Below are 19,070 nucleotides of genomic sequence, written 5' to 3'. Positions count from 1 at the left end.
AGTGGCGCGCGGATGAAAAAAAACCGCCGCTTCTTTATAGTGACCGATCCGTTTAGCTCTCAGCCGATAAGCCGAACCCATGTCCGAACCACGCAAGATCCTCGTTACCAGCGCCCTCCCCTACGCCAACGGTTCCATTCACCTGGGACACATGCTGGAGTACATCCAGACGGACATGTGGGTGCGCTTCCAGAAGATGCGTGGCAACCAGGCCGTCTACGTCTGCGCCGACGACGCCCACGGTTCGGCGATCATGCTCCGCGCCGAGCGCGAGGGCATCACCTCCGAGCAACTGATCGACGCCGTGCGCGCCGAGCACATGGGCGACTTCGCCGACTTCCTGGTGGACTTCGACAACTACCACTCGACCCACTCGGAAGAGAACCGCGAGCTGTCCAGCGCGATCTACCTGAAACTGCGCGACGCCGGGCACATCGACACCCGCCCGGTGACCCAGTACTTCGACCCGGAAAAGCAGATGTTCCTCGCCGACCGCTTCATCAAGGGCACCTGCCCGAAGTGCGGCACCGCCGACCAGTACGGCGACAACTGCGAGGCCTGCGGCGCGACCTACGCCCCGACCGAACTGAAGGACCCGAAATCGGCGATCTCCGGCGCCACCCCGGTGCTCAAGGAATCGCTGCACTACTTCTTCAAGCTGCCGGACTTCGAGGCCATGCTCAAGCAATGGACCCGCAGCGGCGCCCTTCAGGAGTCGGTGGCCAACAAGCTCGCCGAGTGGCTGGACAGCGGCCTCCAGCAGTGGGACATCTCGCGCGACGCGCCGTACTTCGGCTTCGAGATTCCCGACGCTCCCGGCAAGTACTTCTACGTCTGGCTGGACGCGCCGATCGGCTACATGGCCAGCTTCAAGAACCTCTGCGCGCGGCGTCCCGAGCTGGACTTCGACGCGTTCTGGGGCAAGGACTCCAGCGCCGAGCTGTACCACTTCATCGGCAAGGACATCGTCAACTTCCACGCGCTGTTCTGGCCGGCCATGCTCGAAGGCGCCGGCTACCGCAAGCCGACCGCGCTGAACGTGCACGGCTACCTGACCGTGAACGGCCAGAAGATGTCCAAGTCGCGCGGCACCTTCGTCAAGGCGCGCACCTACCTCGACCACCTGGAGCCGGAATACCTGCGCTACTACTACGCGTCCAAGCTCGGCCGCGGCGTCGAGGACCTCGACCTGAACCTCGAGGACTTCGTGCAGAAGGTCAACTCCGACCTGGTCGGCAAGGTCGTCAACATCGCCAGCCGCTGCGCCGGCTTCATCCACAAGGGCAACGCCGGCGTGCTGGTCGGCGCCGATCCGGCGCCGGAGCTGCTCGCCGCCTTCCGCGAGGCCGCCCCGGGCATCGCCGAGGCCTATGAGGCCCGCGACTTCAATCGCGCCATGCGCGAGATCATGGCCCTCGCCGACCGCGCCAACGCCTGGATCGCCGAACAGGCGCCCTGGGCGCTGGCCAAGCAGGAAGGCCAGCAGGACAAGGTCCAGGCCGTCTGCGGCCTGGGCATCAACCTGTTCCGCCAGTTGGTGATCTTCCTCAAGCCGGTGCTGCCGAAGCTGGCCGCCGCCGCCGAAGCCTTCCTCAACGTCGCCCCGCTGACCTGGGCCGACCACCAGACCCTGCTGGCCAACCACCAGTTGAACCCGTTCCAGCCCCTGATGACCCGTATCGAGCCCGCGAAAGTAGAAGCCATGATCGAAGCCTCCAAGGAAGACCTCGCCGCCGCATCCCAACCCGCCGGCAACGGCGAGCTGGTCAAGGAACCCATCGCCGCGGAGATCGACTTCGACGCTTTCGCCGCGGTCGACCTGCGCATCGCCCTGATCGAGAAGTGCGAATTCGTCGAAGGCGCCGACAAGCTGCTGCGCCTGTCGCTGGACATCGGCGACGCGAAGCGTAACGTGTTCTCCGGGATCAAGAGCGCATATCCCGACCCGAGTGCCCTGGAAGGCCGCCTGACGCTCTATGTGGCCAACCTGGCGCCGCGCAAGATGAAGTTCGGGGTGTCCGAGGGCATGGTCCTGGCCGCCGGCCCGGGTGGCGAGGAGATCTACCTGCTGAGTCCGGACAGCGGCGCCAAGCCGGGCCAGCGCGTCAAGTAACGCAGACCACGAAGCCACGGAGGGCTCGATAGAATGAACGCATGGAAGCTTGCCGCCGGCGTCCTGCTGGCGGCGCTCTACGGATGCTCCGCCGAACACGCCGAAAGCGTCTCCGGCAATGCCGGTTTCCAGGGCGAGACGGGCAAACCCGGCACCGCCCTCGCCTACGAACACCGCGTCGGCATCCGCCTTCCCGCCGCGCGTATCGACGCGCAACTCGCCGCCAGCCGCGACGCCTGCAACAGCGAGCGCTTCGGCCAGTGCGACGTGCTCGCCATCGAACAACGCGGCGGTATCGGCCATTACGCCGAACTCACCGTGCGCATCGTCCCGGACGGCGTGGAGAAGCTGGTCGCGGCCGCTGCCCAGGGCGGCACGCTGGAAAGCCGGCAGACCCGCGCCGAGGACCTGGCCCAGGCGGTCGCCGACACCCGCCAGCAACGCGAGCGCCTGCAACGCGAGTACCAGACCCTGCAGCAATACCAGGGGCGCAAGGACATGAGCGTCGGCGACCTGCTGGCCCTGGCCAAGGAAATCGCCGCGGTGGAAGCCCAACTGGCCGACAACGCCCAGGCCGGCGCCCAGCAGCAGCGGCGCATCGCTACCAACCTGCTGACCCTGAGCTTCAGCAGCGAGGCGCAGCCGGACAGCCGCCTCGGCCAGCTCGCCACGGCCGCCGGGCAACTGCTCGACGACCTTGTCGATGGCACCATCGCCGCGATGAAGTTCTTCGCCTACAGCCTGCCGTTCCTCGTCGTGCTGCTGCCGCTGGGCCTGTTGCTGCGCGGCCTGTGGCGCTGGCTGCGGCGGCCCGGCAAGAACGAGGCGCGCTGAGCCCAGGCATACGGGCGGACCGGGAGGGTCCGCTCTTTCGCCCAGGACCGCCTGACGGGCCTGGCAACTCACAAGGAGGAAGACCGATGACCGCCACCAGCGACCTGATCGAGTCACTGATTTCCTATAGCTGGGACGACTGGCAGGTGACCCGCCAGGAAGCCCGCCGGGTGATCGCCGCGATCCGCAACGACAACGTGCCCGATGCGACCATCGCCGCACTCGACAAGAGCGGCTCGCTGATCAAGCTGTTCCAGCGGGTGGGCCCGCCGGAACTGGCGCGCTCGCTGATCGCCAGCATCGCCGGGCGCACCACCATGCAGCGCTACCAGGCACGCAATGCCTTGATCCGCAGCCTGATCAACAATCCCCTGGGCACCCAGACCGACAACTGGATCTACTTCCCCACCATCACTTTCTTCGACATCTGCGCCGACCTCGCCGACGCCGCCGGTCGCCTGGGCTTCGCCGCGGCCGGCGCCACCGGGGTGGCCAGCCAGGCGATCCAGGGTCCGTTCAGCGGGGTCGGCGCCACCGGCGTCAATCCGACCGACCTGCCGTCCATTGCCTTCGGCGACCAGCTCAAGCTGCTCAACAAGGACCCGGCGACCGTCACCAAGTACAGCAACCCGCTCGGCGACCTGGGCGCCTACCTGAGCCAGCTGTCGCCGCAAGACAAGCTGAACCAGGCACAGACGCTGGTCGGCCAGCCGATCAGCACGCTGTTCCCCGACGCCTATCCGGGCAACCCGCCGTCGCGGGCCAAGGTCATGTCCGCGGCCGCGCGCAAGTACGACCTGACGCCGCAACTGATCGGCGCGATCATCCTCGCCGAGCAGCGTGACCAGACTCGCGACGAAGACGCCAAGGACTATCAGGCGGCAGTCAGCATCAAGAGCGCCAACACCTCCATCGGCCTCGGCCAGGTAGTGGTCTCCACCGCGATCAAGTACGAGCTGTTCACCGACCTGCTCGGCCAGCCGGTGCGCCGCGGCCTGTCGCGCAAGGCGGTCGCCACCCTGCTGGCTTCCGACGAATTCAACATCTTCGCCACCGCCCGTTACATCCGCTACGTCGCCAACCTCGCGTCGCAACAGGACCTGCGCAAGCTGCCGAAGACCCGCGGCGCATTTCCCTCCATCGATCTCCGCGCCTACGCCGGCAATCCGCGCAACTGGCCGCGGGACAATGTCCGCGCGCTGGCCTCGGAATACACCTCGCGGCCCTGGGACGACAACCTGTCGCCGGGCTGGCCGATGTTCGTCGACGATGCCTACGCCACCTTCCTCGACCCTGGAATGAGGTTCCCATGAAGACAGTCGCCCTGATTCTCGCCAGCCTCGCCCTGCTGGCCTGCACCGCGGAGTCCGGGGTGGACTTCGACAAGACCCTGACCCACCCGAACGGGCTGGTGGTGGAGCGCCCCGTCGGCTTCGACGCGCGGCGCAGCGCCGAGGGCTTCCGCTTCGACGAAGGCGGCAAGCTGCGCAACCCACGCCAACTGGAGGTCCAGCGCCGGGACGCGCCGCCCCCGACCGACCTGGCGAGCAGGCGCCTGGGCGACGGCGAGGCGCGCTACAAGGTAGAGGAAGACGACGGCGGCTCCGCAGGCAGCGAATACCGCCTGTGGGCAGCCAAGCCGGCGGGCGCGCGGTGGATCGTGGTCAGCGCCAGCGAGCAGAGCGAGGATGGCGAACCGACCTTCGCCCTGGCCTGGGCGCTGCTGGAGCGGGCCAGGTTGCAGTGAGCGCGACCCCGGGAGACGCAACGGCAGTCCGTCTCCCGGTCTTTCGTACGTGTTTGCGCTAGCCTTGCAGGGCAATCCCACCCGATAATAGGGGATTTCCCCCGACGGCCCCGGCCCTGCAACGAATGCTTCGCGTATGACTGAACTCGCCCTGATCCTGGTCAGCGCCATCCTGGTCAACAACTTTGTCCTGGTGCAGTTCCTCGGCCTGTGCCCGTTCATGGGCGTGTCGCGGAAGATCGAGACGGCCATCGGCCTGTCCCTCGCCACCACCTTCGTCCTGACCCTGGCGGCGATGTGCAGCCATATCCTGCAACGCTACGTGCTGCGCCCGCTGGACCTGGAGTACCTGCGCACCATCGGCTTTATCCTGGTGATCGCGGTGGTGGTGCAGTTCACCGAGATGCTGGTGAAGAAGACCAGCCCGCTGCTGTACCGGGTGCTCGGCATCTTCCTGCCGCTGATCACCACCAATTGCATCGTCCTCGGCGTCGCCCTGCTCAACGCCAACAAGGCTGAATACGGCTTCCTCCAGGCCACTACCCAGGGCTTCGGCGCCGGGCTGGGCTTTTCCCTGGTACTGGTGCTGTTCGCCGCCCTGCGCGAGCGCATCGCCATCGCCGACGTGCCGGCGCCGTTCCGCGGCGCGGCCATCGGCATGATCACCGCCGGCCTGATGTCGCTGGCGTTCATGGGCTTCAGCGGGTTGGTCCGGCCATGAACGGCGTGTTCCTGGCGATCGGCGCGCTGCTGCCGATCTGCCTGGCCGGCGGTGCGCTGCTCGGCTATGCGGCGGTGCGCTTCCGCGTCCAGGGCGATCCGGTCGCCGAGCAGGTCAACGCCCTGTTGCCGCAGACCCAGTGCGGCCAGTGTGGCTACCCCGGCTGCAAGCCCTACGCCGAGGCGATCGCCGCCGGCGACAAGATCAACAAGTGCCCGCCGGGCGGCGAAGCGACCATCCGCGCCCTCGCCGACCTGCTCGACCTGGAGCCCGAGCCGCTCGACGCCGCCGAGGAAACCCCGCCGCGGGTAGCCTACATCCGCGAGGCCGAATGCATCGGCTGCACCAAGTGCATCCAGGCCTGCCCGGTGGACGCCATCGTCGGCGCCGCACGGTTGATGCACACGGTGATCGCCGACGAATGCACCGGTTGCGACCTGTGCCTGGAGCCCTGTCCGGTGGACTGCATCGAGATGCGCGAGATACCGGACGACGTGCGCCACTGGAAGTGGCCCCAGCCGTCGCCGCGACTGATCGCCAGCGACCGGGAGCGAGCGGCATGAGCGCCCTGCACGCCTTCCCCGGCGGCCTCTGCCTGCCGGCCAACAAGGAGCGCTCCACCGCCCTGCCGATCCAGCAGGCGCCGCTGGCGCAGCGCTACATCGTGCCGCTCGGCCAGCACATCGGCGCGCCGGCGCGACCTTGCGTGGAAGTCGGCCAGGCCGTACTCAAGGGCCAGACCATCGCCCTCCCGGACGGCACCGTCAGCGCCGCGCTGCATGCCCCGACCTCGGGTACCGTGGTGGCGATCGGAGCACACCCCTATCCGCATGCCTCCGGTCTTCCCGCGCCGGCCATCGTCATCGCCAGCGACGGCCTGGAGCGCTGGACCGAGCTGCATCCCTGCCCGGACTTCCGCGCCGAAAGTCCGCTGGCGTTGCTCGAACGCATCCGCGCGGCCGGCATCGGCGGTCTCGGCGGCGCCGGCTTCCCCACCGCGGCCAAGCTCGCCGCGCGCCCGGCGGAAAAGATCCATACGCTGGTGGTGAACGGCGCCGAATGCGAGCCCTACATCAGCGCCGACGACCTGCTCATGCGCGAGCGCGCCACGCAGGTGCTGGGCGGCATCGATATCCTGGTGCAGATCCTGTGCCCCGAAGAGGTGCTGGTCGGCATCGAGGACGACAAACCGGAAGCCATCGCCGCCCTCGGCGCCGCCCTCGGTGAACGGCCCTATCGCATCGTCGCCCTGCCGACCCGCTATCCCTCGGGCGGCGAGCGCCAGCTGATCCAGTTGCTCACCGGCAGGGAAGTCCCGGCGGACGGCCTGCCGGCGGACATCGGCATCCTGTGCCAGAACGTCGGCACCCTGGCCGCCGTGCACGATGCCGTCGTCCTCGGTCGGCCGCTGATCTCGCGGATCACTACCCTCGCCGGCGGCGCCCTGGAGCGGCCGATGAACGTCGAGGCGCTGATCGGTACGCCGGTACACGAGTTGCTGGCGTTCGCCGGCCTCGCCGAGGGACGCCTGCAACGCGTGCTGATGGGCGGGCCGATGATGGGCTTCGCCCTGCCCGATCTCTCGGTGCCGCTGATCAAGACCTGCAACTGCCTGCTCGCCGGCGATGCCACGGAGCTGCCGGAACCAGTGCCGGCCATGCCCTGTATCCGCTGCGGCGACTGCGCCCGGGTCTGCCCCGTCAGCCTGCTGCCACAACAACTGCATTTCTTCGCCCTGGGCGACGAGCACGAGCAATTGCTCGCCCACAACCTGTTCGATTGCATCGAATGCGGCGCCTGCGCCTACGTCTGCCCGTCGAGCATTCCCCTGGTGCAGTACTACCGCGCGTCCAAGGCGGAGATCCGCGAGCAGCGGCAGAAGCTGCTGAAGGCCGAACAGTCCCGTGAGCGTTTCGAGCAACGCCAGGCTCGCCTGCGCCGCGACGAGGAGCGCCGGGCCGCAGAACGCGCCCAACGCGCGGAGAAGGCCGCGCTGGTGCGCGCCGCCCAGGCCGAGCGCGAGGAAGCCGCCCCCGCCACGGCGGTCGACCCGGTGCAGGCGGCGATCGAGCGGGCCAGGGCGCGCAAGCAGGCCGGTAGCGGCAGCGAACGACTGAAACGGCTGAAGATCGAAGCGAGCATGGCGCGGGTGGCCCTGAAGAAGGCCGAGAAACAGTTGCTCAGCCACGACACCCCGGAACAGCATGGCCTGGTCGCGGAACTGCGCGCCGCCGCCGAGGCCGCCGACAAGGCCCTGGCCGATGCCGAAGCCAGCCTGCCGCGCGACCTACCCAGCGCACCGCCTGCCGCGCTCGACGACGAAGCCGAACTGAAGAAGGCCAAGGCCCAGGCCGCCATGGCCCGCGCCCAGCTCAAGCGCTCGGAAAAGGCCTTCGGCGAAGCGCCCGGCGCCGAGCAGCGGGCGACCCTCGACGAACTGCGCGCCGAGGTCGAGCGTTGCGAAGCCACCCTGGCCCGCCTCGAGCGTCACGCGCCGAAGCCCGCGGCGCCCGGCGACGACGGCCAGGCGGCGCTGAAGCGGGCGAAGATCGCCCTGGTCGGCAAGCGCGCGGCCTTGAAGAAGGCCGAGCAGGCCGGGGTGATGGACAGCGAGCTGGAACGCCTGCGCGGCGAGCTGCAAGCCGCCGAGCGCGACCTGCATGCCGCCGAGGACGCCTGCGGCAAGCCGGCGCCGGAGCTGGTGCGGATCGACAAGCGCCCGGTCGACCCACGCACCCGCGAGCTGAAGACCGAGCTGGCCTACGCCCGCGCCGCCCTGAAGAAGCTCGAACGCCTGGCGAACGCCGACCCCGCCGCACTCGCCGCCGCCCGCGCGCGCCTGAGCGCCGCCGAGCGCGCCCTGACCGAACACGGCACGGAGTGACCATGGCCCTGCCCCGCCCCACCTCGCCCCACGCCCGCGGCCCCAACCGTACCCCGGCGATCATGCGCCTGGTGCTCGGCGCCTGCGTCCCCGGCCTGCTGACGCTGACCTGGCTGTACGGCCCGGGCACCCTGCTCAACCTGGCCTGGGCCAGCCTCGTCGCGCTGGCCTGCGAGGCCGCCATGCTGGCCCTGCGCAAACGTCCGCCGGGGGTGTTCCTCAAGGACGGCAGCGCGCTGGTCACCGCCCTGTTGCTGGCCGTCGCCCTGCCGCCCTACGCCCCCTGGTGGCTGACCCTGGTGGCGACCTTCTTCGCCCTGGTGTTCGGCAAGCACCTGTACGGCGGCCTCGGACAGAACCCGTTCAACCCGGCGATGCTCGGCTACGTCGTGGCGCTGGTCTCGTTTCCCCTGGAAATGACCCGCTGGCCCTCGCCGGACAGCGCCCTCGGCCTGCCCGACAGCCTCCGCGAATTCCTCGGCCTCGCTACCCGGCCGGACGCCTGGGCCCACGCCACCGCCCTCGACGTGCTGAAGACCGACCGCAGCCTGACCGTCGACGAGCTGTTCGCCGGCAACCCGGCCTTCGGCCATCTCGGCGGCGCCGGCAGCGAGTGGGTCAACCTGGCGTTCCTCCTCGGCGGCCTGTTCCTGCTCTGGCGCCGGCTGTTCAGCTGGCACGCGCCGCTGGGCATGCTCGCCGGCCTGTTCGCCATGAGCCTGCTGTTCTGGAATGGTTCCGGCTCCGATTCCCATGGCTCGCCACTGTTCCATCTGTTCAGCGGGGCGACCATGCTCGGCGCCTTCTTCATCGTCACCGACCCGGTGTCCGGCGCCACCAGCAATCGCGGGCGGCTGGTCTTCGGCCTCGGCGTCGGCGTCCTCACCTACGTCATCCGCGCCTGGGGCGGCTATCCCGATGGCGTGGCGTTCGCCGTGCTGCTGATGAACCTGGCGGCGCCGACCATCGACTACTACACCCGGCCGCGCACCTACGGCCATCGCAAGGCCGAGCGCGGCTTCAAGGCAGGCGACTGATGGACGCCGCGACTCGCCGTTCGATGCTGCGCAATGCCCTCCTGCTCGGGCTCTTCGCCCTGGTCGGGGTGGGCCTGGTGGCCCTGGTGCAGCAATTCACCGAAGCGCGCATCGCCGAAGCCCAGCGCGAGGCGCGCGGCCGCGCCCTGCTGGAACTGCTGCCGCCGGGCAGCTACGACAACCATCCGCTGGACAGCCAGGTGCCAACCTTCGCGCCGAAGCTGCTCGGCCTGGATGCGCCGCGTCCGGCCTATGTCGCCCGCCTGCACGGCCAGGCCAGCGCAGTGATCCTCCAGGCCAGCGCGCCGGATGGCTACAGCGGCGCCATCCAGCTACTGGTCGGGGTCACCGCCCAGGGCCGGCTGCTCGGCGTACGGGTCGTCGCGCACAAGGAAACCCCCGGCCTCGGCGACCGCATCGAACTGGCCAAGAGTCCCTGGGTGCACGGTTTCGACGGCAAGAGCCTGGGCGATCCGGCGGACGCCGGCTGGGCGGTGAAGAAGGACGGCGGTACGTTCGACCAGTTCGCCGGCGCCACCGTCACCCCGCGCGCCGTGGTCCGCGCCGTGCACAAGGCGCTGCGCTACTTCGACGCCAACCGCGAACGCCTGCTCGCCCCCGAAGAGGCTGCCGGACATGAGTGAACAAGATTTCCGCGAGATCGCCCGCAACGGCCTGTGGCGCAACAACCCGGGTCTGGTCCAGTTGCTCGGCCTGTGCCCGCTGCTGGGCACCAGCAACTCGACGGTCAACGCCCTCGGCCTGGGCCTGGCCACCATGCTCGTGCTGGCCTGCTCCAATGCCGCGGTATCGTTGGTGCGCGGCGCGGTGAGCGAGGCGATCCGGCTGCCGGCGTTCGTCATGATCATCGCCGCGCTGACCACCTGCATCGAACTGCTGATGCAGGCCTGGACCTACGAGCTGTACCAGGTCCTCGGCATCTTCATCCCGCTGATCACCACCAACTGCGTGATCCTCGGCCGCGCCGAGGCCTTCGCGGCGAAGAACGGCGTGCTGCGCGCCAGCTTCGACGGACTGCTGATGGGCCTCGGCTTCGCCCTGGTCCTGCTGGTCCTCGGCGGCCTGCGCGAGCTGCTCGGCCAGGGTACCCTGCTGGCCGACATGCACTTGCTGTTCGGCCCGGCGGCGGCGGACTGGAAGATCCAGCCGTTCCCGCAGTACCAGGGCTTCCTGCTGGCGATCCTGCCGCCGGGCGCGTTCATCATGCTCGGCCTGCTGATCGCCCTGAAGAACCGTATCGATGAAAGCCTGGCGGAACGCGCCAAGGTGCAGGCGGGCGACGTACCCGCCACCCAGCGCCAGCGCGTCCGCGTCACCGGAGTGATTGAATGAATGCCGCCAAGCGCGCGGAGATCTTCCGCCGACTGCACGAAGACAACCCCGAGCCAAGGACCGAACTGGCCTACACCACCCCCTTCGAACTGCTCATCGCGGTGATCCTCTCCGCCCAGGCCACCGACGTCGGGGTGAACAAGGCCACCGCCCGCCTCTATCCGGTGGCCAACACCCCCGAGGCGATCCACGCCCTCGGCGTCGAGGGGCTGTCGGAGTACATCAAGACCATCGGCCTCTACAACAGCAAGGCGAAGAACGTCATCGAAACCTGCCGCATCCTCATCGAAAAGCACGGCGGCCAGGTTCCCGACAACCGCGAGGACCTCGAAGCCCTGCCCGGGGTTGGCCGCAAGACCGCCAACGTGGTGCTCAATACCGCCTTCCGGCAACTGGCCATGGCGGTGGACACGCATATCTTCCGCGTCGCCAACCGCACCGGCATAGCACCGGGAAAGAACGTTCTGGAAGTGGAGAAGAAACTGCTGAAGTTCGTGCCGCGCGAGTACCTGCTCGATGCCCACCACTGGCTGATCCTGCATGGCCGCTACGTCTGCAAGGCGCGCAAGCCGCAATGCGGAAGCTGTCGGATCGAGGACCTGTGCGAATACAAGCACAAGACTTCAGACGATTGATCAACTATTCGAAATCCTATCTTTACGATTGAAAAAATCTTTTTTACCAGCCACGGCTTTGTCGCTATAAGGTGCGCCATTACCACCCCATAAGTTGGAGTGAATGTCATGGCAAAAGCCAAAGAAGAACTCGAGATCGACGACGAAGCCGGCGTTGAAGAGGATGACGGCGAGGAAACCAGCGTCGAGGTGGCCAAGACCAACCTGACCAAGCGTCGCATCATCGACAACCTGCTGGAAGAACGCCGCCTGCAGCGCCAGTTGTCGGACTACGACTTCGACTTGTGAGCAGCGACGTCCACACCGCAAGCAAGCCCCGCAATTGGCGGGGCTTCGTTTTTCCGGCGGCCATGAAAAGCCCGCCGAAGCGGGCCTGAACACCGGTGCGATCGAGCCGAGACCGCCATGCCCAGCCGGCACGCGCCGGGCGGCGGCCACGGCAACCGCTATCCGACGGTCGCCGTCCCGGCCGTCCCGGATAACGCCCTCAGGGTCGCAGTTCGAACAGCGCCGGCAGCGGCGGCCACTCCGAAGGCACCTTGCGGAAGCGACTGAAGCCGGCGGCCTCGGCCATCTGCCGCGCGCGGTCCTCGCCCATGAAGGCGCCGAGACCCTCGCCGCCGTGGGACAGCGAACAGGTCATGCAATACAGCGTGCTCTGCGGGTACATCACGCGACCGAACAGGTTCATGTTCTCGTGCAGTTCCTGCGACAGGTTGAGTTCCACCATCAGGTAGGTCCCATCGTCGGCGGTCGACTCGCGCAGGTCCTTCATCATCTGCTGCGGGTCGGTCGCGTCGTGGATGACCACGAAGGTCGTGACGAAGTCGAACTTCTTGCCCGCCAGCGCATCGGAATCGCTGACCTCGAAGCGCACCCGGTCGCCGACCCCCGCAGCCTCGGCGTTCGCCCGCGCGCGTTCGATGGACGGCGCGTGGAAGTCACAGCCATAGACCTGGGCTTCGGGGAACGCCTTGGCCATCATGATCGCGGCCAGCCCGCTGCCGCAGCCGAAATCGAGCACGCTGCCACCCGCCTGGAGCTTTTCCTTGACGCCATCCAGCGAAGGAATCCAGTGCTGCACGAGGAAGTGCTTGTACCAGGGCATGGTCATGCGCTCCATGCCTTCCCAGGTTTCCAGCGGGAAGGATTCCTCGGGGCAACCGCCGCCGCAGCGGAAGGCCTCGATGATCTTCGGCGCCATGCTCACGAAGGGCACGCTCAACTGGATGATCCCGCCGGCGAAATAAGGCGAGTCCTCGTCGGCGAGCACCGGGACGAACTCGGCCGGCAACCGATAGCTCCTGCTCTGCGGATCGTAGGCCAGGTAGTTGCCGGTGACCATGCTGCCCAGCCATTCGCGCAGGTAGCGGGTGGTGTAGCCGGTCTGCTGTGCCAGCTCCTCCAGGGTCACCCATTGGCCATGGGCGAGCGCCTTGAACAGCCCCAGGCGGTCGCCGATGTAGAGCATCGCGCCGCGCAGGGTATTGCCGTAGTCCTCCATGATCCGCGCTGAAAACTGCTTGACCTTCGCGGTTTCGATCTCGTTAGCCTTTGTCATTCTTGTTCTCCGTTGATGTGCAGTACCGCCGCCTCTGGCGGCGGGTGATTCAGTGGTGGCTGGCGACCTTGTCCAGCACCTTGTCGACGATGGTCCCGGCCATGCCGAGATGGGTCCGCGGCTCGAACAGCCTGGCCAGGGTTTCCTTCGGCATGACGGCGCCCACCCGCGGATCCGACTCGAGCGCCTGGCGCATCGGAATCCGCTTGCGCTGGCAGGCCTGGGTGATCTCGAAGATGATTTCGTAAGCGCTGCTCTTGCCCAGTTGCTTGGCCATCTCGAAGACGAACGCCTCGGTACAGATCGCATCGCTGTATGCATTCGCCGTCCGCGCCATGGTCTCGTCGTGGACCGTGAGCCCGTCGATGGTGTCGGTCAGCAGCGACAGCGCCATCAGCGCATAGTGGGAAACGTCCGCCACCGCACACCATTCCAGGCGCGTGCCGCGGTAGTCCCGCTCGTGCTCGAGGATCATGGCGTCCAACGCGAGCAGGACCTGGGCCTTGGCCAGCCGGGCCAGCACCACGACCTGCTCGCAGCCTTCCGGATTGCGCTTGTGGGGCATGGTGCTGCTACCGATCTGCTGCTGCGTCCAGCCCACCTCCAGCTCGCCGATCTCCCAGCGGTTCAGGGTGCGGATCTCGTCGGCGATCCGCGCCAGGGACGCGGTGACCATGGCCAGGGTGCTGACGAACTCGGTAACCCGGTCGCGGGACACGTGCCAACCCGCCAGCGGCACGTCCAGCGACAGCCGCCGCGCGAAGCTTTCGAGCAGGAGCATGGCCTCGTCGCCGAAGGCGGCCATCGTGCCCACGCCGCCGAACAGTTGCACCACCAGGATCCGCTTGCGCGCCTCGCCCAGGCGTTCGCGGTGACGCAGCAACTCGTCGATCCAGCCGGCCACCTTCAGCCCGAAGGTGGTTGGCAACGCCGGGATCGAGTGGGTCCTGGCGACCATCAGCGCATTGCGGGTCCCGCTCGCCAGCACCGAGAGCCGGTCCAGGAGGATGTCCAGCGCCCGCTCCGTTTCATCCAGCACATCGCGCATTTCCAGGGACTGCGCGGTGTCCTGGATATCCTGCGTGGTCGCGCCGAAATGCACGTACTCGCGCGCGCTGGGGCTGCAGTTCCGTTGCAGCGCACCCAGCAGGGGCATCAGCGAGTGCCCGGTGCTGGCCACGCCGTCGGCGATCTGCTGCAGGTCGACGGCCGAAAGCCTGGCGGCCTTCGCGATCTCCAGCGCGGCCTCGGGCGGGATGACGCCGACATCGGCCTGCGCCAGCGCCAGCGCCGCCTCCACGTCGAGCCAGCGTTGCAGGCGGCAGTGGCTACAGAAGATCCGTCGGCTCACCGGACCGGCGTAGCCGCCGCCATGGGTTTTAGAGTCAACGATGTGACTGTGTTCGTGCTTGCAGGACGACTCGGCCGGTGCGCCGCCGAAGCTCTGCGGATGCGCGGTGCACGAGGAACGGGCAAGCATTTCCAGCGATTCAGCATCCATCACCTATCCTCCATCACGTACTGGGACTGACCGGGATTTCCTTGGGAAGAGGCGGCGCCTTCGGGCCTGTCGCCCGACGCGCCGGTTCGTGGTTTGCCGGCGACCAGGTCGACCATCTCCGCGGCGAGGCCGACGTAGCCGACGGGGTCGAGCAGTTCTTCGAGCGCCTCGGCGCTGAAACAGCCGCGCAACCTTGGCTGCCCGAGCAGCGCCTCGCGGAACGGAACGCCCTGCCGCTGGGAGGCCTGGGTTATCTCATGGAGCAGTTCGTGGGCGGTCTGCTTGCCGAACTGCCCCGCCAGCGCGAGCATGACCCGCTCCGACAGGATCAGCCCACCCAGCAGGTCGAGGTTGGCGCGCATGCGTTCCTCGCGCACCTCGAGCCCCTCGGCCAGCACCGCCTCCATGCGGGTCAGCAAGGCGCCGGCGTAGACGAACAGCTCCGGCAACGCCGCCCACTCGATGCGCCAGGCGGTGCCGTCGCGCTCGTGCAACTGGAACGCGGCATCGGTGAGCGCCACCATCTGTGCCCGCACCAGCCGCGACAGCGCGCTGACCAGGTCGACCGACGACGGGTTCCGCTTGTGCGGCATGGTGCTGCTGCCCACCTGTCCCGGCCGGCTGCCCTCGCGTACCTCGTCGATTTCGCTGCGCTGCAGGTGGTAGATCTCGTTCGCCACCCGGCCCAGCGTCACCGACACCTGGACCAGCAACCCGGCAACCTCCAGCACCCGGTCCCGGGCGCTGTGCCAACTGGTCGACGGCGCGCCGAGGCCAAGCCTGGCCAGGGTTCGCCGCTGTAGCTCGAAGCCCTGGGCGCCGAACGACGCCAGGGTTCCCACGGCACCGGTCAGATTGCCGACCAGGACGCGTTCGCGCGCCTCGTCGAAGCGCGCCAGGTGACGGTCGATTTCATCCACCCAGACGGCGACCTTGTAGCCGAAGGTCGTGGGCAGCGCCTGCTGCCCGTGGGTGCGTGCAACCATCGGCGTGTGCTGGTGGCGCAGGGCGAGCGCCAGCAGATGGCCACGGATCGAATGCAGGAGCCCGAGCGTATGGCCCCAGGCTTCCTTGACCTGCAGCATCAGCCCGGTGTCGAGGATGTCCTGGGTGGTCACGCCATAGTGCACGTACTCCCCCCAGCTACCCTCGCACAACCTCGCCAGGGCGCGGATGGTAGGCACCAGCAGGTGCCCTGTCTCCAGGCTTTCGCGGCCCAGTTGGGTGAGGTCGAAGCGCTCCACCTGGGCGGCGCGGTCGATCTCCCGCGCCGCCTCGTGGGGGATGATGCCCATCTCGGCCTGGGTCGCCGCCAAGGCTCGCTCGACATCCAGCCACCTCCGCACCTGGTTGGTATCGGAAAAGATCGCGGCGAATGCCGGGGACGAGTAGGCGCCCCCGTGTATACGGGATTCCGTAATGTGACTTGGCATTTTCGAGTGCTCGCTTTGTCCCGGTGGAAGTCACTTGACGCTCTGCATCTCTTCCCAGATCGCGTCGTAATAGGCCCTTTCCACACGGAAGTGCTGCGATAGCGAGGTCAGGAACGCATTCTGGAACTGCACGTCCGGAATCCGCCGCGCGATGAGTTGCCATTCGCGCTTGGCCCGCGGCGGTACGAGGCTGATGTGGACCTTGTAGTACTCCGCCTGGTCCTCGCTCAGGCCGGCCTGGAGCAGGGCCCGATAGAGCTTTTCGTGGTTCCCCGGCACGACCAGTTCGGTGATGTAGAACACCGCCAGCCCCCAACCGACCTCGGCATGCCGGAAGGCACGGGCGCGATTGTTCAGGTAGGCGATTTCCTCGGGCATCGTCGACACGGCCTGGAAGTCCGCCTCCAGGCCGATGGCCTCGAGCAGCTTGGCCAGCAGGCGCGGATGCGAACCCTTTTCGTCTTCCTCGCCCAACTCGCCATAGAGGTAACGCGCGAGCGCCGCGGCCTCGTCCACATCGGTCAGGTTGACCAACAGGTCGGCCGCATCGCGGTACAGGCGGAAGGTGCGGAACCACTGGTGACGGAGGAACACCTGGAGCTGCGCGCGGGAGGCCGAGCCGGAGAACACGTACTGCGACATCGGGTGCCGCTCGCGGGACTGCGCGGCGATTTCCTGTTCGAGACGCTTCTGGAAATCCTCCTCGGACAGCGCCCTGGAAAGATCGGCGGCGGGCATGAAACGCTCTTCGACGCGATAGATCGCCCGGGCCAGCCAGCGCCGGGTCTGGGCGGTCGCCACGTCGTCGCTCAACGAAAGGACGTAGAGCAACTGCTGGTACGCGGCATAGGCCTGGCGGTCGCCCTTGAGCCCTGCCTCGGCCAGCGCGGCCAGCTTGCTCGCGGCGCTATCGATCTGGCGGGAAGTAGCGTGGACGGCCAGCGCATCGGCAACGATGCGTGCTTCTTCGATGGGCAGGTTCTGCAACTGCGGCAGGGAAAAATTGCGGGTATTCATCCTGTACTCCTTGTTCTTGTTCTGGATAGGCATCAGGCCATGGCCAGGGAATTCGCCTGCATCTGCTCCCAGAGCAGGTCGAAGTAGGCCCGGTTGATTTCGAAGTGGCGCGCCAGCGACTGCATGAACTGGCGCTGGAAGTCTTCGCTCGGCGCGAACTTGGCGATCAGCGCCCACATCTCCTCGGTATCGATCTCGTCCTGGGTGCCGTGCAGGCGATGGAACTCGCTGGGTTGCTCGGGCACGCCCAGGCGCTGCAGGAGTTCGTAGATGCGCCGGTGGTTGACGCAGCTCACCGACTCGACCGCGTACAGGAGCGCAAGGCCCCAGGCGACATCGGTGTGCCGCACGCAACGGATACGGTTGTTGAGGTAGGCCTTCTCCAGCGGATGCAGCGCCGGGAAATCGATGCGCAGCGGTATGTCGAAGTAGGTCATCAGGTGGGACAGCAACGCGGGGTGCGAGCGCTCCGGCGTCTCCGCCCCGGCCTCGCCGTAGAGGTTGCGGTAGAACACCGAGGCGTCCTCGATGTTTTCGAAGCGGAAGGCCAGCTCCGCCAGGAGGCTGTAGAAGTTGTAGGAACGGACCCAATGGTGTTCCAGGAAGAAGCGCACGTCCTCGACCGGCGGCGTGCCCTGGAACAGGTGGACCGACATGGGATGGCGCACCCGGCTGCGCGCCTCGATCTCGGCGTCGACCTTCTTGCGGAACTCCTCCACCGGGACGGCGCTGAAACCGGCCGGCTCGGGAGCGAAACGATCCTCGACCAGGTAGACCTGGCTCGCCATCCAGCGGCGGGTCGGCTCCGTATGCGGATCGCTGCCTACGTGCAGTTCCAGGAGCAACGCCTGGTACTGCGCGTAAGCCGAAGCATCGCCGCCCAGGCCTTTGGCCGTGACCGCGAGAATCGCCTCGAGCGCGAGCGTGATCTGGTCCAGGGAGGCACCGGGTTTCAAGGCTTCAGCCAGGAGAGCCGATGCATTTCGGGCAGGTTCCGACATTGTCCGCTGGGAACGGATATTCATATCGGAGGAAGAACTGCAGCATTGCTGTAACGGATTTGAAGTCATTTGGATCACCCTTGTTTTTGTTGTTGTGCGGGGCGACCGTAAAGCTTGCCACGGTGGCAAGGTCAAGCAATGCAGCGGCCTTCTCGGCGGACAACGGAGTTCGCCGAAAGGTGCTCTTCGATAACACTGGATGCGCTGCGAAAAACCCCGAGCTAAAGGCCTGCGAATCCATCGGAGAATAACCTTTAGGGTTTCCTGTCAGCGCCTCTTTCCGTTCACATAACTGTCACCTCGCGGCCGACTGAAATATTGATTTACAAATTCCAAAGCGTTCTTTCCACAATAGCCAAGCGCCATTGATGGCATATGGCGCGCAGACTTCAATGAAAATCATTTTCCTATTGCCGGCACTGGGCGAAACGCTACTATCCGACCCTACGCCTGCGTCATGCCCATGCACTCAACGGCCCTCCGGATAACCGGCCTCGCTCAACGCCTCGAGGAATGCGTGCTTGTCCAGAGTGCTCTCGACCCTAGCCTCGCGCCGAGGGGGATCGGTCTCTACGCGCGCCTGGGGATCGACGCCGTGCAGGATACGGGTGACAGTCTTGGCACAACCGCCGCAGGTCATGTTCGGAATATGGAAAGAAAACATCGCAACCTCCTGGTTTGTTGACTCCTGCGAACCATGAGTCCTGCCATCGTGACAAGGTCAACTCATAAATCTCTCAGGTAAACCAAACTTTCAAAAATTCATATGAATAGTTCCAGAGGTTATTCCGCAAACTTCAAACAACGGGCAAAGCCAAGAACGAACATATAGAACAACTCCGCCAGGCAATCGAGACACCGCATCAGCCAGCTCCACTCACCACTGAAGAACCTCTCGACGATATGTATTCGACGTCTCCGTGCGGCGCGAGCGCAGAGGCACAGGAGTGACTTCGTTCAATAAGAAACGGCGGGCAGCCGGAACGTACCTGAAGAACAATGAGAAAGTAATACTTCCCCACTCTTCTGAACATTGAAGTCCCGAGCAGATACTTTCCATCTGCCCTCTTCACTCATCCATCTGAATGAACTACCGAAAAAGAGTTCGGAACCGACTTATCGATAAGGCGGACAGGGACGAGCGATCCGCGCCAGGCAATCCGTACTCCCGGGGTTCGCCAAATAACCGGAGGACGCGCCGCACGGCCCTCGACCTAGGCAGTCGAGCGAAGG

The 19,070-nt window shown here is 66.6% G+C and carries 19 protein-coding genes; 12 read left to right on the top strand and 7 right to left on the bottom strand.

The features are described 5' to 3' along the window. The first annotated feature begins 79 nt into the window (after positions 1–79). The 12 genes from metG (at position 80) to ACI766_RS07350 (ending at position 11,612) form a co-directional block, all read left to right on the top strand. On the top strand, positions 80–2,113 hold the full coding sequence (gene metG, locus ACI766_RS07405) for a methionine--tRNA ligase (protein WP_087823857.1): 2,034 nt from the start codon (positions 80–82) through the stop codon (positions 2,111–2,113). Between the two features lie 33 nt (positions 2,114–2,146). Further along, positions 2,147–2,947, top strand: coding sequence for a DUF4349 domain-containing protein (locus ACI766_RS07400; protein ID WP_003103776.1), 801 nt, complete (start codon positions 2,147–2,149; stop codon positions 2,945–2,947). 86 nt (positions 2,948–3,033) lie between these two features. Beyond that, on the top strand, positions 3,034–4,260 hold the full coding sequence (tse3, locus tag ACI766_RS07395; RefSeq protein ID WP_003092026.1) for a type VI secretion system effector muramidase Tse3: 1,227 nt from the start codon (positions 3,034–3,036) through the stop codon (positions 4,258–4,260). Next, positions 4,257–4,694 (top strand): T6SS effector muramidase immunity protein Tsi3, encoded by a 438-nt coding sequence (gene tsi3 / locus ACI766_RS07390; protein ID WP_003117529.1) that lies wholly within the window; start codon positions 4,257–4,259, stop codon positions 4,692–4,694. Before tse3 ends, tsi3 begins: the two co-directional genes overlap by 4 nt. A gap of 136 nt (positions 4,695–4,830) precedes the next feature. Then, positions 4,831–5,415 carry an electron transport complex subunit RsxA gene (gene rsxA, locus ACI766_RS07385; protein ID WP_003092041.1) on the top strand — a complete coding sequence of 195 codons (585 nt, stop codon included), beginning with the start codon at positions 4,831–4,833 and terminating at the stop codon, positions 5,413–5,415. Beyond that, on the top strand, positions 5,412–5,978 hold the full coding sequence (gene rsxB / locus ACI766_RS07380) for an electron transport complex subunit RsxB (protein WP_003103780.1): 567 nt from the start codon (positions 5,412–5,414) through the stop codon (positions 5,976–5,978). Before rsxA ends, rsxB begins: the two co-directional genes overlap by 4 nt. Next, positions 5,975–8,299: an electron transport complex subunit RsxC gene (gene rsxC, locus ACI766_RS07375; protein WP_023104608.1), complete on the top strand. Its 2,325-nt coding sequence runs from the start codon at positions 5,975–5,977 to the stop codon at positions 8,297–8,299. Before rsxB ends, rsxC begins: the two co-directional genes overlap by 4 nt. A gap of 2 nt (positions 8,300–8,301) precedes the next feature. Then, complete coding sequence (locus tag ACI766_RS07370; protein ID WP_023104609.1) at positions 8,302–9,336, top strand: RnfABCDGE type electron transport complex subunit D; 1,035 nt, start codon at positions 8,302–8,304, stop codon at positions 9,334–9,336. Beyond that, on the top strand, positions 9,336–9,980 hold the full coding sequence (gene rsxG, locus ACI766_RS07365) for an electron transport complex subunit RsxG (RefSeq protein ID WP_003092047.1): 645 nt from the start codon (positions 9,336–9,338) through the stop codon (positions 9,978–9,980). Before ACI766_RS07370 ends, rsxG begins: the two co-directional genes overlap by 1 nt. After that, positions 9,973–10,689 (top strand): electron transport complex subunit E, encoded by a 717-nt coding sequence (locus tag ACI766_RS07360; RefSeq protein ID WP_003092049.1) that lies wholly within the window; start codon positions 9,973–9,975, stop codon positions 10,687–10,689. Before rsxG ends, ACI766_RS07360 begins: the two co-directional genes overlap by 8 nt. Beyond that, positions 10,686–11,324, top strand: a complete 639-nt coding sequence (gene nth, locus ACI766_RS07355; RefSeq protein WP_003092050.1) for an endonuclease III — start codon at positions 10,686–10,688, stop codon at positions 11,322–11,324. Before ACI766_RS07360 ends, nth begins: the two co-directional genes overlap by 4 nt. Before the next feature lie 108 nt (positions 11,325–11,432). Beyond that, positions 11,433–11,612: a PA3496 family putative envelope integrity protein gene (locus ACI766_RS07350; protein WP_003092052.1), complete on the top strand. Its 180-nt coding sequence runs from the start codon at positions 11,433–11,435 to the stop codon at positions 11,610–11,612. A 199-nt stretch (positions 11,613–11,811) separates the two neighbouring features. Here the strand turns inward: ACI766_RS07350 and ACI766_RS07345 are convergent, their stop codons facing one another. From ACI766_RS07345 to ACI766_RS07315, 7 genes are all read right to left on the bottom strand, one after another. Further along, the gene (locus tag ACI766_RS07345) at positions 11,812–12,885 is read right to left on the bottom strand and encodes a class I SAM-dependent methyltransferase (protein WP_003092054.1); all 1,074 of its coding nucleotides are present in this window, start codon (positions 12,883–12,885) and stop codon (positions 11,812–11,814) included. A gap of 49 nt (positions 12,886–12,934) precedes the next feature. After that, positions 12,935–14,386 carry an adenylosuccinate lyase family protein gene (locus ACI766_RS07340; RefSeq protein WP_003092055.1) on the bottom strand — a complete coding sequence of 484 codons (1,452 nt, stop codon included), beginning with the start codon at positions 14,384–14,386 and terminating at the stop codon, positions 12,935–12,937. Beyond that, the gene (gene purB, locus ACI766_RS07335) at positions 14,386–15,819 is read right to left on the bottom strand and encodes an adenylosuccinate lyase (protein WP_012613755.1); all 1,434 of its coding nucleotides are present in this window, start codon (positions 15,817–15,819) and stop codon (positions 14,386–14,388) included. The genes ACI766_RS07340 and purB overlap by 1 nt, the downstream gene beginning before the upstream one ends. 30 nt (positions 15,820–15,849) lie before the next feature. Further along, positions 15,850–16,836, bottom strand: coding sequence for an HOASN domain-containing protein (locus tag ACI766_RS07330; protein WP_003112894.1), 987 nt, complete (start codon positions 16,834–16,836; stop codon positions 15,850–15,852). Between the two features lie 32 nt (positions 16,837–16,868). Beyond that, positions 16,869–17,906, bottom strand: coding sequence for an HOASN domain-containing protein (locus ACI766_RS07325; protein WP_004345331.1), 1,038 nt, complete (start codon positions 17,904–17,906; stop codon positions 16,869–16,871). Then, complete coding sequence (locus ACI766_RS07320; protein WP_161789441.1) at positions 17,797–18,078, bottom strand: hypothetical protein; 282 nt, start codon at positions 18,076–18,078, stop codon at positions 17,797–17,799. Before ACI766_RS07320 ends, ACI766_RS07325 begins: the two co-directional genes overlap by 110 nt. 228 nt (positions 18,079–18,306) lie before the next feature. Next, the gene (locus ACI766_RS07315; RefSeq protein ID WP_003092060.1) at positions 18,307–18,501 is read right to left on the bottom strand and encodes a heavy-metal-associated domain-containing protein; all 195 of its coding nucleotides are present in this window, start codon (positions 18,499–18,501) and stop codon (positions 18,307–18,309) included. Positions 18,502–19,070 lie beyond the last annotated feature (569 nt).

Source organism: Pseudomonas sp. DL (assembly GCF_047199225.1).
Classification (GTDB): domain Bacteria; phylum Pseudomonadota; class Gammaproteobacteria; order Pseudomonadales; family Pseudomonadaceae; genus Pseudomonas; species Pseudomonas aeruginosa.
This window is presented reverse-complemented; position numbering and strand designations above follow the sequence as displayed.